General features: G+C 72.6%; 12 protein-coding genes. 9 read left to right on the forward strand and 3 right to left on the reverse strand.

Annotated features, from left to right (window positions below; genetic code table 11):
* Positions 1 to 37 precede the first annotated feature (37 nt).
* The 6 genes from ACFYR3_RS10565 to ACFYR3_RS10590 all read left to right on the forward strand — a co-directional run bounded on the left by ACFYR3_RS10565 (position 38) and on the right by ACFYR3_RS10590 (position 8179).
* Positions 38 to 2296, forward strand: coding sequence for a molybdopterin oxidoreductase family protein (locus ACFYR3_RS10565; RefSeq protein ID WP_389282440.1), 2259 nt, complete (start codon positions 38 to 40; stop codon positions 2294 to 2296).
* Positions 2297 to 2483: 187 nt separating this feature from the next.
* Positions 2484 to 3167, forward strand: coding sequence for a hypothetical protein (locus ACFYR3_RS10570; protein WP_355857209.1), 684 nt, complete (start codon positions 2484 to 2486; stop codon positions 3165 to 3167).
* Positions 3154 to 3930: a class F sortase gene (locus tag ACFYR3_RS10575; protein ID WP_389282442.1), complete on the forward strand. Its 777-nt coding sequence runs from the start codon at positions 3154 to 3156 to the stop codon at positions 3928 to 3930. Before ACFYR3_RS10570 ends, ACFYR3_RS10575 begins: the two co-directional genes overlap by 14 nt.
* A gap of 237 nt (positions 3931 to 4167) precedes the next feature.
* Positions 4168 to 5511 carry an ABC transporter ATP-binding protein gene (locus ACFYR3_RS10580; RefSeq protein WP_355839968.1) on the forward strand — a complete coding sequence of 448 codons (1344 nt, stop codon included), beginning with the start codon at positions 4168 to 4170 and terminating at the stop codon, positions 5509 to 5511.
* A 186-nt stretch (positions 5512 to 5697) separates the two neighbouring features.
* Positions 5698 to 7086 (forward strand): aldehyde dehydrogenase family protein, encoded by a 1389-nt coding sequence (locus ACFYR3_RS10585; RefSeq protein ID WP_389282444.1) that lies wholly within the window; start codon positions 5698 to 5700, stop codon positions 7084 to 7086.
* 10 nt (positions 7087 to 7096) lie between these two features.
* Positions 7097 to 8179, forward strand: coding sequence for a Zn-dependent alcohol dehydrogenase (locus ACFYR3_RS10590; RefSeq protein WP_389282446.1), 1083 nt, complete (start codon positions 7097 to 7099; stop codon positions 8177 to 8179).
* 45 nt (positions 8180 to 8224) lie between these two features.
* Here the strand turns inward: ACFYR3_RS10590 and ACFYR3_RS10595 are convergent, their stop codons facing one another.
* From ACFYR3_RS10595 to ACFYR3_RS10605, 3 genes are all read right to left on the reverse strand, one after another.
* Positions 8225 to 9334 (reverse strand): DMT family transporter, encoded by a 1110-nt coding sequence (locus ACFYR3_RS10595; protein WP_389282448.1) that lies wholly within the window; start codon positions 9332 to 9334, stop codon positions 8225 to 8227.
* 260 nt (positions 9335 to 9594) lie between these two features.
* Positions 9595 to 10320 (reverse strand): ArsR/SmtB family transcription factor, encoded by a 726-nt coding sequence (locus ACFYR3_RS10600; RefSeq protein ID WP_389282450.1) that lies wholly within the window; start codon positions 10318 to 10320, stop codon positions 9595 to 9597.
* Between the two features lie 90 nt (positions 10321 to 10410).
* Positions 10411 to 11052: a TetR/AcrR family transcriptional regulator gene (locus tag ACFYR3_RS10605; RefSeq protein WP_355839958.1), complete on the reverse strand. Its 642-nt coding sequence runs from the start codon at positions 11050 to 11052 to the stop codon at positions 10411 to 10413.
* 103 nt (positions 11053 to 11155) lie between these two features.
* Here ACFYR3_RS10605 and ACFYR3_RS10610 point away from each other — a divergent pair, with 103 nt between their 5' ends.
* From ACFYR3_RS10610 to ACFYR3_RS10620, 3 genes are all read left to right on the forward strand, one after another.
* On the forward strand, positions 11156 to 12343 hold the full coding sequence (locus tag ACFYR3_RS10610; RefSeq protein ID WP_389282452.1) for an acyl-CoA dehydrogenase family protein: 1188 nt from the start codon (positions 11156 to 11158) through the stop codon (positions 12341 to 12343).
* A 92-nt stretch (positions 12344 to 12435) separates the two neighbouring features.
* Positions 12436 to 12690, forward strand: coding sequence for a YiaA/YiaB family inner membrane protein (locus ACFYR3_RS10615; protein WP_355839954.1), 255 nt, complete (start codon positions 12436 to 12438; stop codon positions 12688 to 12690).
* Positions 12691 to 12786: 96 nt separating this feature from the next.
* Entirely contained in the window at positions 12787 to 13413 is a 627-nt protein-coding gene (locus ACFYR3_RS10620; RefSeq protein ID WP_355839952.1) for a TetR/AcrR family transcriptional regulator, read from the forward strand.
* Positions 13414 to 13496: the final 83 nt, after the last annotated feature.

Here is a 13496-nt window from a genome sequence, read left to right on the forward strand (position 1 = left end):
GTGTGCCACCGAAGCCACCGCCCTCCGGGAGGACCCCGTGTCCCGCACCTCCGGCACCATCCCCGACTCCCGGACCGCCCTGCGCGTCTGCCCGCTGTGCGAAGCCACCTGCGGGCTGACGCTGACCATCGAGGGCACCCGGGTGACCGGCGCCCGGGGTGACCGCGACGACGTGTTCAGCAAGGGCTTCATCTGCCCGAAGGGCGCCTCCTTCGGGGCCTCCGACGGCGACCCCGACCGACTGCGCACCCCTCTCGTCCGCGAGAACGGCGAACTGCGCGAGGCCACCTGGGAGGAGGCCTTCGACGCGGTGGCCGCCGGACTGCGCTCCGTCGTCGAGCGGTACGGACCGCACGCCCTCGGCGTCGTCCTCGGCAACCCGAACGTGCACACCATGGCCGGCGCCCTCTACCCGCAGGTCCTGCTCGGCGCCCTGCGCACCCACAGCGTCTTCACCGCCTCCACGGTCGACCAGATGCCCAAGCATGTGTCGAGCGGCCTGCTGTACGGCGACGCCAACGCGATCCCCGTGCCGGACCTGGACCACACCGACCACCTGCTGCTCATCGGCGCCAACCCGCTGGAATCCAACGGGAGTCTGTGCACTGCGCCCGACTTCCCCGGCAAGCTCCGGGCGCTGCGGGCCCGCGGCGGCACGCTGACCGTCATCGACCCGCGCCGGACCCGCACGGCCAAACTCGCCGACCGCCATGTGGCCATCCGCCCCGGCACCGACGCGAGCCTCCTCGCGGCGATGGCCTACGTCCTCTTCGAGGAGAAACTCGTCGACCTCGGCGCGCTCGCCCCGCACGTCCAGGGAGTCGACGAACTCCCGGACGCCCTGCGGGACTTCACCCCCGAGGCGGCGAGCGCGGCCTGCGACGTGGACGCCGGCACCATCCGGGAGCTGGCGCGCGAGCTGGCCGCGGCGCCCACCGCCGCCGTCTACGGCCGCATCGGCAGCTGCACCGTCCCGCACGGCACCCTGGCCAGCTGGCTCGTGGACGTGCTCAACATCCTCACCGGCAACCTCGACCGGCCCGGCGGCGCCCTCTTCCCGACGGCCGCCACCGACCGGACGCCCCGTCCGGCGGGCCCCGGTCACGGCTTCGCGCTCGGCCGCTGGCACAGCCGGGTGAGCCGGCACCCGGAGGCGAAGGGTGAACTGCCGCTCGCCGCCCTGGCGGAGGAGATCGACACCGCGACCCCCGACGGCAGCCCGGTCCGTGCCGTCATCGCCGTCGCCGCCAACCCCGTTCTCTCCGCACCCGACGGCCTCCGCCTCGACAAGGCGCTCGAATCGCTGGACTTCATGGTCAGCGTCGACCCGTACCTGAACGAGACCTCGCGCCACGCCCACGTCGTGCTGCCGCCGCCCCCGCCCTCCCGGAGCGCGCACCACGACTTCGCGTTCAACACCCTCGCCGTCCGCAACCAGGTCCGCTACAACCGCCCCGCCGTCCCCCTGGAGGAGGGCCGGATGGCGGAGACCGAGATCCTCGCCCGGCTCGTCCTCGCCGCGACCGGCATGCACGGCGCCGACCCGTCCGCCGTGGACACGATGGTCATCGAGGGCACCCTCGGCAAGGCGGTCGGGGACACCGCGTCGCCGGTGCACGGGCGCGACCCGCGCGAACTCGCCGCCGCCCTCACCGGCGAGAACGGCCCCGAGCGCCGGCTCGACATGATGCTGCGCCTCGGCCCGTACGGCGACGGCTTCGGCGCGCGCCCCGACGGACTGACCCTCGACAAACTGCTCGCGCACCCGCACGGAATCGACCTCGGACCGCTCGCCTCCTGCCTGCCGCGGCGGCTGAAGACCCGCAGCGGGAAGATCGAGCTGCTCCCCGAACCGATCGCAGGCGATCTGCCGCGACTGCGGGACGCGCTCCGCGAACGCCCGTCGGCCATCGTCCTCGTCGGCCGACGTCATCTGCGCTCCAACAACAGCTGGATGCACAACGTTCCGGCGCTCACCGGTGGTTCCAACCGCTGCACCCTGCACATCCACCCCGACGACGCGGCCCGGCTCGGGCTCGCCGACGGGTCGGCCGTACGCGTCAAGGGTGCCGGAGGTGAGGTGATCGCCCCCGTGGAGGTCACCGACACCGTTCGGCGCGGCGTGGTGAGCCTTCCGCACGGCTGGGGGCACGACCGCCCCGGCACCCGGTTGAGCCACGCGGCCCTGGACCCCGGCGTCAACGTCAACCAGCTCCTCGACGGCTCGCTGCTCGACCCGCTGTCCGGAACGGCGGTCCTCAACGGAGTGCCCGTGGACCTGGCGGCCTGCCCCTGAGCCGTCACCCTGGCCCGAGGCCGCGGCGGGTGCGCGACGTGCCGCCGCGGCCAGGGGTTTCCTTGCGCCGGAAGAGCGATACCTGACGGGGGATCGGGCGCCGTTGCGTCCCTTTCCGGGCAATATGTGAAAAGTAGTCAGATGAAGTGAGATTTGTATGAAAATCATCTGACTCGGAGGAACTCGCATGTCCACCTCGTCCCTCTCGTACCGCTCCGTGCCACGTCGCGGCGCCGGTGCCCTCGTGGCCCTCGCGGTCGCGGGCACCACCCTCCTCGGCGCTCCGGCCGCCGTCGCCGCCCCCGGTGACAACGGCGACGTCAAGGTCCACGACGAGAACACCGCGGTCGACGACCAGCGGGACGATCCGAAGGTCTGCGTCTTCTACCTCGACGGCTTCAACTTCGACGGGGCGCAGCAGGTCACCTGGTCCATCGTGACCCAGCCCCCTGTTGCCGACGGTGCCACCCTCGCGGGCAACCTGATCGTGCCCGCGTCCGGGCACGGCTGGACAGGGGACCTCACGCTGCCCGACGGCCAGTACAAGATGACCTGGAATTTCCAGGGCGAGAACGGCGCGGGCAAGAGCAAGGTCTTCAAGGTCGACTGCCCCTCCGGCAGTCCGTCCCCGTCCCCGACCCCGTCCACGACCCCGACCCCGACGCCGACGCCGACGCCGACCCCGACCCCGACGCACACCCACCCGGGCGGATACCCCGGCGGCCCCAACGGAGGACCCCCCGCGGGCGGTGGCGGTCTCGCCCATCCGCAGAACTTCTTGCCGGCTGCCGGTGCGGCGGCCGCGGGTCTCGTCGTGGCCGGTGGAGTCGTGTTCCTGCGGCTGCGCCGACGCCCCGATGGCGCCGCGTAGACGACGGAGGCCCTGGTACCGGACGCGCGCCTACCGCCTGACGCGGACCCTGGTGGTCGCCGTCGCGCTGGTGGTGGGCGGCGTCTGGTGGGTGGGGGACGGCGAGCCCGCCGGGACGGTGGCGTCCGGTTACGTACGCGACGACGGCGCCGCCTCCCCCGCCCCGGCCGGGGCGGCGGGCGCCGGGCACGGGCCCGACGCCCACCGCGGCGGCGACGCGCGCGGCCCGCGGCAGCACCGCTCCCGGGTCGTCCGCCCGGCCCGGCCCGCAGCCTCGCCCGCACCGCTGCCGCGCTCCCGGGCCACCTCCCTGCGCATTCCCTCCCTCGACCTCGACGCGCCGGTCGTCGGCCTCCGGCTCGACCGCGAGCGAAAGCTCACCGCGCCGCCCGTGGACGATCCGAAACCCGTCGGCTGGTACACGGACGGTCCCACGCCGGGCGAACGCGGCACGGCCCTCGTCGTCGGCCATCGCGACACCCGGAAGGGACCCGCCGTCTTCGCCCCGCTCGAACGGATCCGGCCCGGCGCACGCGTCGAAGCCCGGCGCGTGGACGGGCGGACCGCCGTCTATACGGTCGACGCCGTACGCACGTACGCGAAGGCCCAGTTCCCCGACCAGGAGGTGTACGGCGACCGGGGGCGCCCCGAACTGCGTCTGATCACCTGCGGTGGCGCCTATGACCGCAGGACCGGATACGCCGCGAACCTCATCGCCTTCGCCCACCTCACGGCGGTCAGGGGGCGGGCCGGCACCTCCTGACGCGAGTCGTCGGGCGCCGGACCGGAGCGGCCGCCGGAGCCCGCGTCCGGCCCCGGCGCGACCGGTATCCGATCGTCCGTTTCCGCCCGTACCGAACCCGACCGTCCGATACCGCCAGGTGTCTTCCCCCGGGCGTGTGCGGTCCGTTAGCTTCCGTGACTCAAGGTCCCGTACGACCCGTGCGGGACGACCGGCCGCGGAGCACCAGCGCCTTGCACGCCCCCGGGGGCACACGTCATGACACGCGCCATCTCCCTGCACCACGTCAGCAAGTCGTACACCCGCGGGGCCCGTGTGGTGGAACGGCTGTCGCTGGACATCCGGCCCGGCGAATTCCTCGTACTGCTCGGCCCCTCCGGCTGCGGCAAGTCGACCGTGCTGAGGATGATCGCGGGGCTGGAGGAGGTCACCGAGGGCGAGGTGCGGCTCGACGGGGAGTACGCCAACGACCTGCCGCCGTCCGAGCGGAACATGGCGATGGTGTTCCAGAACTTCGCCCTCTACCCGAGCATGACCAGCCGCGACAACATCGGCTTCCCGCTGCGCATCGAGACACCCGGCGAGGACCCCCGGGCGCGGGTGGACGCCACCGCCCGCATGCTCGGCATCCAGGACCTCCTCGACCGCTTCCCCAGCCAGCTCTCCGGCGGCGAGCGGCAGCGCGTCGCGATGGGACGGGCGATAGCGCGCCACCCCTCCGCCTTCCTGATGGACGAGCCGCTGTCCAACCTCGACGCCAAACTCCGCAACCACCTGCGGGCCGAAATCTCCCGGCTCACCAGGGAGTTGGGCGCCACCACGGTCTACGTCACCCACGACCAGGCCGAGGCCATGTCGCTCGGCGACAGGGTCGCCGTGCTGCGCGGCGGAGTCCTCCAGCAACTGGGCGCGCCCCGCACCGTCTACGGGCTGCCCGCGAACGTCTTCGTCGCCGCCTTCATCGGCACCCCGCGGATCAACCTGCTGCGCGGGCTCGTCCGGGCCCCGCTCGACGGCGCCATGACGATCAGCCTCGGCAAGCAGTATCTGCGCCTGCCCGAACCCCTTTGCCTGGACCACCAGTTGCTCCGGGTGCAGCAGGGCCGTGAGGTGATCGTCGGGCTGCGCTCCGAGGCCGTACGGCTCGCCAAGCCGTCCGACGCCCGGCCGGGCGAAGTGGCGATCACTGGTCTGGTCGAGCATGTCGAGTTCCAGGGGCACGAGGTGCTCGTCCACTTCAACACCGGCTCGCGGCCCGCCTTCGTACCGGAGCTGGAGTCGCCGCGCCCGGTCCGTGCGACGCGTCGCAGGCGCCGTGACGGTACCGTCCTGGACCGGCTGCGCGGGCGCGCCGGGACGCTGCGGGCCGGACCGGTCGTCGTCCTCGACCATCCCTCGGACGCGGAGACCGATCTTCCCGGGCAGACACCGCCCGAGGGCAGGCTGCCCGGCGATCTCGTCGTACGGACCACGCCCGACATCGAACTCCGCCACGGCATGCAGATCCCGCTCCTCGTGGACATCGCCCACCTGTTCGTCTTCGACCGGAACGGCGAACGGATCTGTCCGGCACCGGCGCGGCTGCCGGATCTGGACGAGTGAATCCCGGGGGTTGCGTGGCACAGCCTTCCCCGGGTGCCGGGTGCCGGGTGCCGGGTGCCGCGTCCCCGGGGGCGGCCGGCCGTGGACCGGAGCCGGGGCCTACTCGCGGCGGGTCCCCCTGGCGCCAAAAAACTATCATCGCTAGTTTAGGGCGTGGACGACGCTGCCCAGCCCGGGAGGAACACGATGAAGGCACGTGACGGCATGTACATCGACGGGGCGTGGCGCCCCGCCGTGGGACGGGACACGATCGAGGTCGTGAACCCCGTCGACGAGCAGGTGATCGGCCACGTCCCGGCGGGCACGGCCGAGGACGTCGACGCCGCCGTACGGGCCGCCCGTGCCGCGTTCCCCGGCTGGGCCGCGACCGCGCCCGCCGAACGGGCTGCCCGTCTGGCCGCACTGAGGGACGTCCTGGCCGCCCGCAAGGACGAGATCGCCGAGACCGTCACCGCCGAGCTCGGATCGCCGCTCGCGTTCTCCCAGGCGGTGCACGCGGGCGTTCCGTTGCTGGTCGCCGGTTCCTACGCCGAACTGGCGGCGACGTACGCCTTCGAGGAGAAGGTCGGCAACTCGACCGTCTACCAGGAGCCCGTCGGTGTCGTGGGCGCGATCACGCCCTGGAACTACCCGCTCCACCAGATCGTCGCCAAGGTCGCCCCCGCGCTCGCCGCGGGCTGCACGGTCGTCCTGAAGCCCGCCGAGGACACCCCGCTCACCGCCCAGCTCTTCGCCGAGGCCGTGGCCGAGGCGGGCGTCCCGGCCGGTGTCTTCAACCTGGTCACCGGCCTCGGACCGGTCGCGGGCCAGGCCCTCGCCGAACACCCGGACGTCGACCTGGTCTCCTTCACCGGCTCCACGGCGGTCGGCAGGCGGATCGGCGCGACCGCGGGCGCCGCCGTCAAGCGCGTCGCCCTCGAACTCGGCGGGAAGTCCGCCAATGTCATCCTGCCGAGCGCCGACCTCGCCAAGGCCGTGAACGTCGGCGTCGCCAACGTGATGTCCAACTCCGGCCAGACGTGCAGCGCCTGGACCCGCATGCTGGTCCCCGCCGACCGCTACGACGAGGCGGTCGAGCTGGCCGCGACCGCCGCCGCGAAGTACGGCGACCGGATCGGCCCCGTCGTCAACGCCAAGCAGCGGGGCCGGGTGCGCGGTTACATCGAGAAGGGCGTCGCCGAGGGCGCGCGGCTCGTCGCGGGCGGCCCCGAATCCCCGCGCGAGCAGGGTTACTTCATCAGCCCCACCGTCTTCGCCGACGTCACCCCGCAGATGACGATCGCGCAGGAGGAGATTTTCGGCCCGGTCCTCTCCATCCTGCGCTACGAGGACGAGGAGGACGCCCTGCGGATCGCCAACGGCACCGTGTACGGGCTCGCGGGCGCGGTGTGGGCGGGCGAGGAGTCCGAGGCGGTCGCCTTCGCGCGGCGGCTCGACACCGGCCAGGTCGACATCAACGGGGGGCGCTTCAATCCCCTGGCCCCCTTCGGCGGCTACAAGCAGTCGGGCGTGGGGCGCGAACTCGGCGCCCACGGCCTGTCCGAGTACCTCCAGACCAAGTCCCTCCAGTTCTAGGAGCGTTCACGTGATTCGCGCCGCTGTCCTGCCCGCCGTGGGTGCCCCGCTGGAGATCGCCGAGATCGAACTCCCCGACCCGGGGCCGGGCCAGGTCCGGGTGAGACTGGCCGCCGCCGGGGTCTGCCACTCCGACCTCTCCCTGTCCAACGGCACCATGCGGGTGCCGGTGCCGGCCGTCCTCGGCCATGAGGGCGCCGGTACCGTCGTCGCGGTCGGCGAGGGCGTCACCCAGGTCGCCCCCGGCTCCCGTGTCGTCCTCAACTGGGCTCCCTCCTGCGGGAGTTGTCACGCCTGCTCGCTCGGCGAGGTGTGGCTGTGCGCCGACGCGCTGACCGGCGCGGGAAAGGTGTACGCCCGTCGCGCCTCCGACGGGAGCGATCTGTACCCCGGCCTGAACGTCGCCGCCTTCGCGGAGGAGACGGTGGTGCCGGTGTCCTGCCTGCTGCCCGCCCCGGACGGCATCCCGCTCACCGAGGCCGCCCTGCTCGGCTGCGCGGTCCTCACCGGATACGGCGCGGTCCACAACTCCGCGAAGGTCCGGCCCGGCGAGACCGTCGCCGTGTTCGGGGTCGGCGGGGTCGGACTCGCCGCCCTGCAGGCCGCCCGGATCGCGGGCGCCTCGAAGATCGTCGCGATCGACGTGTCGCCCGAGAAGGAGTCGCTCGCCCGCGAGGCGGGGGCCACCGACTACGTCGTCGCCTCCGACACCACCGCCCGCGAGATCCGCGCCCTGACCGGCAAACAGGGCGTCGACGTCGCCGTCGAGTGCGTCGGCCGCGCCGTCACCATCCGTACCGCCTGGGAGTCGACGCGGCGCGGCGGCCGCACCACGGTCGTCGGCATCGGCGGCAAGGACCAGCAGGTCACCTTCAACGCCCTGGAGATCTTCCACTGGGGCAGGACCCTCGCGGGCTGTGTGTACGGCAACTCCGACCCGGCCCGCGATCTCCCGGTGATCGCGGAGCACGTCCGCGCGGGCCGCCTCGACCTCGGCGGCCTGGTCACCGACCGCATCGCCCTGGACGGCATCCCGGCGGCCTTCGACAACATGCTCGCGGGCAAGGGCGGCCGGGCGCTGGTGGTGTTCTAGACACCCAGGGCTTTGGGGGCGAGAGAGCCCCAAGGCGGCCCGGCGTCAGACCTGTTCCGCCCGGGACTTGGATTCCGGCGCGGTCGTGGACACCGGAGCCCCGGCCCCGGCAGGAGCAGTGGCCGTCGCTGTGGTGGGGGCCGGTGCGGGTGTGGGTACCTGTCCGGGTGCCGGTGCCGGTGCCGGTGCCGCAGTCGGCGCGGAAGGCGGTCCGGCGACGGCATCCGGGACCGGCGTCTCCGGCGATGCCGGTCCCCGACGCGGACGGGAGCGCGACACCGCCACGCCCGCCAGGCACAGCGCCCCGCCCGCCAGCGTCATCAGCCCCGGGACCTCGTCGAGGAAGAGCCAGGACATCAGTACCACCAGCGCGGGCACCGCGTACGTCGTCGCGCCCATGCGGCTCGCGCTCGTCCTGGCGAGGGCGTACGCCCAGGTCGTGAATGCCAGCGCGGTCGGGAAGACACCCAGGTAGACCATGTTGAGCGTCGCCGAGACAGGGGCGTCGGCCGCGTCGTGGACGAGCTGACCCGCGAACGGCAGACACACCACGGCCCCGATCAGACAGCCGAAGGTCGTCACCTGGAGCACACTCGCGCGCCCGAGCGCCGGCTTCTGCGCGACGACTCCTCCGGCGTACGCGACGGCGGCGAGCAGGCACAGCACGACCCCGAGCACCGAGGAACCGCCGCCACCGGACATCGACAGCCCCACGGCGGCCGCTCCCGCGAACGACACCGCCATGCCCGCCAGCAGCCGCGGCGGCACCGCGTCACCCAGCAGCCGGGCGCCGAGCAGGGCGATCAGGATCGGACCGATGTTCACCACGAGCGCGGCCGTACCGGCGTCCACCTGCTGCTCGCCCCAGTTCAGGGCCACCATGTAGAAGCCGAACCACAGCACTCCGGATATCGCGATGCCGCGCCAGGCGCCGCGCGGCGGCAGCCCCTCGCGGCGCACGACACAGAGGACACCGAGCACCAGGGTTCCCGCCAGCAATCGTCCGAGCGCCAGCGCGCCGGGTGAGTAGGCGGCGCCCGCGCTGCGGATCGCGACGAACGCGGAGGCCCACAGCCCGACGGTGACGGTCGCCGCACCCGCGGCGAGCAACTGCGCACGCCGGTCGGGCGGCGCGTTGCGGGAGGTGTTCATCATTCTCCTGAGGCTAGGCGGGGCACAGCGATCGGTCTCGCGGATTTCGGACGCGCAGGTCGGCGCGGGTCCGGGACCGGGAGCCGGGGTCGGCCCCGGGTCCCCAGGGTGGCGTCGGGGGTCGGGCCCGGACCTTGAGGGCGGAGTCCGGGGTCGGCCCGGATCCCGAGGGTGGCGTCGGGGGTCGGGCCCGGACCTTGAGGGCGGAGTCCGGGACGGCCCGGATTCCGTGCGCGGGGTCGGGGCGGCGACGGGGCCGTGGCTCAGCGCAGCGCCGTCGCCTCGATTCCGAGGAGGTCCGCGAAGGCGCGCTCGCCGTCCGGGGTCACCTTGACCGCCCGGTCAGAGCCGATGCGCACGCACCACCGGGCGTCCAGGGCATGACGGCACAGCGCCGCGCCGGCGGTGCCCGCCAGGTGTGGACGCCGTTCGGTCCAGTCGAGACAGGCACGGGTCAGAGGACGGCGTCCAGTGCGTTCCAGCGTGATGCCCGCGGCCTCGAACCATCGCAGTCCGGCGTCGGTGAGCGCGAACCCGGTGTCCTGGCGGAGCAGTCCGCGGCCGGTCAGCGCGTCGGTGAGGGCGATGCCGAGCCGTCCGGCGAGATGGTCGTAGCAGGTACGGCCGCGCGCCATCGCCGAACCCGTGCCGACCTCCCGCAGCGTCCGGGGGCGCTCGGCGGCACCGGGCGCCACCTGGGCGGCGAGGTCCTCGACGAGCTGGGCCACACCGGCGCCGGCCAGCCGCACGTAACGGTGCCGTCCCTGGCGCTCCTCGGTGAGCAGGCCGCCCGCGACGAGCTTGCCGAGGTGCTCGCTGGCGGTCGACGGGGCGACACCGCCCTGTCGCGCCAGTTCACCGGCGGTCCACGCCCGCCCGTCGAGCAGCGCCAGCAGAAAACCGGCCCGCGTGTCGTCCGCCAGCAGTCCGGCCAGCGCCGCGAGCCCCGGCCCGACCGGATCCTTCGGCCTTGTCATGCCGTCCAGCATGCGCCACGGACACTTCGGCGCTCACCGAAGGATCGCGAGCGGCCGCGCAGGCCCGCCGCGGAAAGCCTGAAGGGACACGCGCGGGCCCGCTCAGGCCTCCCGCACCAGGCCCGCGTACTGCACCGCGAGGCCGTCCAACAGCGCGCCGAGCCCCGTCTCGAAGGCCCGCTCGTCGATCTTCTCCTGCTGTTCGGCGAGGAGGTGAGCCTGCCCCAGATGCGGATAGTCGGCCGGGTCGTACGCACTCTCGTCGTCCACGAAGCCCCCGGCGAACGACCCCAGCGCGGACCCCATGACGAAGTACCGCATCAGCGCCCCGATCGAGGTGGCCTGCGCGGGCGGCCAGCCCGCGTCGACCATGGCCCCGAAGACGGCGTCGGCGAGCCGGAGTCCGGCCGGCCTGCGGCCCGGTCCGCGCGCGAGGACCGGGACGATGTTCGGGTGGTCGCGCAGGGCGGCGCGGTAGGAGACGGCCCAGTCGCGCAGCGCGGTCCGCCAGTCGCGGCCGCCCTTGAACATCGACAGGTCGACCTGCGCGCTCACCGAGTCCGCGACCGCCTCCAGGATCTGGTCCTTGGTGCGGAAGTGGTTGTAGAGGGAGGGCCCGCTCACCCCGAGTTCCGCGGCGAGCCGGCGTGTCGAGACGGCCGCCAGGCCCTCGGCATCCACCAGGGCCCGTGCCGTCGCGACGATGCGGTCGGTGCTGAGGAGGGGCTTGCGCGGTCGGGCCATGGCGCACATAGTAGGGCTGGACCAGTAAACTAGCAGTGCTAATTTAAATGTACGGCTTTCAATGTACGGCTTTCAAAGTCGGCTATCTGTGGGGTGACCCGGCATGAACCTTGGGCTCAGCGATGAGCAGACCGCCGTCCGGCAGCTCGCCAAGGACTTCGTGCACCGCGAGATCGCCCCGCACGTCGTCGAGTGGGACCGCGCGGAAGACGTCGACCGGTCCATCGTGAAGAAGCTCGGCGAGGTCGGCTTCCTGGGCCTGACCATCGACGAGGAGTACGGCGGCAGCGGCGGCGACCACCTCGCGTACTGCCTGGTCACCGAGGAGCTGGGGCGCGGCGACTCCTCCGTGCGCGGGATCGTCTCCGTCTCGCTCGGGCTCGTCGCCAAGACGATCGCGCACTGGGGGAGCGAGGAGCAGAAGCGGCAGTGGCTGCCGGGGCTGACGTCCGGCGAGTACGTCGGCTGTTTCGGGCTCACCGAGCCGGGCACCGGCTCCGACGCGGGCCAGTTGTCGACGAGGGCCGTGCGCGACGATGGGGGTACCTCCCGCTCGAGCGGAGCCGAGAGCGGGGGAGACTACGTCATCAACGGCTCCAAGATGTTCATCACGAACGGCACCTGGGCCGACGTCGTGCTGCTCTTCGCCCGCTCCACCGACGCCCCGGGCCACAAGGGCGTCTCCGCCTTCCTGGTGCCGGCCGACACCCCCGGTCTGACCCGCCGCGCCATCCACGGCAAGCTCGGACTGCGCGGCCAGGCCACCGCCGAACTCGCCTTCGAGGATGTGCGGGTACCGGCGAGCGCCATGCTGGCGGCCGAGGGCAAGGGCTTCGCGGTGGCGATGTCGGCGCTGGCCAAGGGGCGGATGTCGGTGGCGGCCGGCTGCGTCGGCATCGCCCAGGCGGCACTGGACGCGGCGGTGACGTACGCGACCGAGCGGGAGCAGTTCGGCAAGACGATCGCGCACCACCAGCTCGTCCAGGAACTGCTCAGCGACATCGCCGTCGACGTGGACGCGGCGCGGCTGCTGACCTGGCGGGTCGCCGATCTCATAGACCGCGGGCTGCCGTTCGCCACCGAGTCCTCGAAGGCCAAACTCTTCGCCTCCGAGGCCGCCGTGCGCGCCGCGAACAACGCCCTCCAGGTCTTCGGCGGCTACGGCTACATCGACGAGTACCCGGTCGGCAAACTGCTCCGCGACGCCCGCGTGATGACCCTCTACGAAGGCACCAGCCAGATCCAGAAACTGGTCATCGGGCGCGCGTTGACGGGTGTCTCGGCGTTCTGACCGGCTTTCGGCGTTCTGACCCTGAGTACGTCTCTGAGTACCTGAGTACGACGGCGGATGTGGCGGCGGCCACATCCGCCGATCCTTGTCCCATGAGCGAGACACCTGTCAAACAGCAGAACACGGCCGCCTTCTACGGCCAGGCCGTGGCGTCCTTCTCCGTGGCGATGGCCGCGACCGCCGTCGGTATCTTCAAGCTCCAGGCCGACGCGTGGGTCCGGGCCTTCCTCGCCGTCGCCGTCCTCTATCTCGTGACGTCGTCCTTCACGCTGGCCAAGGTGATCCGCGACCGGCAGGACGGCGGCCGCCCCGGTGGCCGTGTGTATGACCCCTTCGAGAAGCTCTGACCCCGTTGCGGCCATGACCTGGCCGAAGACGCTAAGCGCTCGCTCAGGTTCGGGGGTATGGTGTTCACCCTGTCAGTCGAGAAGGGGCGAACAGCGATGAGTGCGGCGCAGGAGACGCCCGGCGGCGAGATGCAGCCGTGGGCCGAGGTGACCCCGGACGCGGCACGGCGGCTGCTCGTCGCCGCGGTGGAGGCCTTCGCCGAGCGCGGGTACCACGCGACGACGACCCGGGACATCGCGGGCCGCGCGGGCATGAGCCCGGCCGCGCTGTACATCCATTACAAGACCAAGGAAGAGCTGCTCCACCGGATCAGCCGGATCGGCCACGACAAGGCGCTGGACATCGTGCGCACCGCGGCCGCCGGTGAGGGCACGGCCGCGGAGCGGCTCTCCGACGCCGTACGGTCATTCGTGCGGTGGCACGCGGGCCAGCACACCACCGCCCGTGTGGTCCAGTACGAACTCGACGCCCTCGGGCCCGACGCGCGCGCCGAGATCATCGCGCTGCGCCGCCAGGTGAACGCGGAGGTCCGCAGCATCATCGAGGACGGCGTCGCGACCGGCGACTTCGACGTCCCGGACGTCCCCGGCACCACGCTCGCCGTGCTGTCCCTGTGCATCGACGTCGCCCGCTGGTTCAACGTCGACGGCCCCCGCACGCCGGACGAGGTCGGTGCGCTCTATGCCGACCTGGTCCGGCGGATGGTGGGGTACAAGGAGTAGGCCCCGGTCCGAACGCGAACTTGTCCTGTCCTGTCCTGGACGTGAACCCCTCCGGTCTCTCCCGGAGGGGGACGGCGGCGTCG

Source organism: Streptomyces sp. NPDC005784 (assembly GCF_042871525.1).
Classification (GTDB): domain Bacteria; phylum Actinomycetota; class Actinomycetes; order Streptomycetales; family Streptomycetaceae; genus Streptomyces.

Excerpts from the sequence above, each read along its gene's own strand:
- ACFYR3_RS10570 (WP_355857209.1), top strand. The coding sequence starts at position 2,484 with ATGTCCACCTCGTCCCTCTCGTACCGCTCCGTGCCACGTCGCGGCGCC.
- ACFYR3_RS10575 (WP_389282442.1), top strand. The coding sequence starts at position 3,154 with ATGGCGCCGCGTAGACGACGGAGGCCCTGGTACCGGACGCGCGCCTAC.
- ACFYR3_RS10580 (WP_355839968.1), top strand. The coding sequence starts at position 4,168 with ATGACACGCGCCATCTCCCTGCACCACGTCAGCAAGTCGTACACCCGC.
- ACFYR3_RS10585 (WP_389282444.1), top strand. The coding sequence starts at position 5,698 with ATGAAGGCACGTGACGGCATGTACATCGACGGGGCGTGGCGCCCCGCC.
- ACFYR3_RS10595 (WP_389282448.1), bottom strand. The coding sequence starts at position 9,334 with ATGATGAACACCTCCCGCAACGCGCCGCCCGACCGGCGTGCGCAGTTG.
- ACFYR3_RS10600 (WP_389282450.1), bottom strand. The coding sequence starts at position 10,320 with ATGCTGGACGGCATGACAAGGCCGAAGGATCCGGTCGGGCCGGGGCTC.
- ACFYR3_RS10605 (WP_355839958.1), bottom strand. The coding sequence starts at position 11,052 with ATGGCCCGACCGCGCAAGCCCCTCCTCAGCACCGACCGCATCGTCGCG.
- ACFYR3_RS10610 (WP_389282452.1), top strand. The coding sequence starts at position 11,156 with ATGAACCTTGGGCTCAGCGATGAGCAGACCGCCGTCCGGCAGCTCGCC.
- ACFYR3_RS10615 (WP_355839954.1), top strand. The coding sequence starts at position 12,436 with ATGAGCGAGACACCTGTCAAACAGCAGAACACGGCCGCCTTCTACGGC.
- ACFYR3_RS10620 (WP_355839952.1), top strand. The coding sequence starts at position 12,787 with ATGAGTGCGGCGCAGGAGACGCCCGGCGGCGAGATGCAGCCGTGGGCC.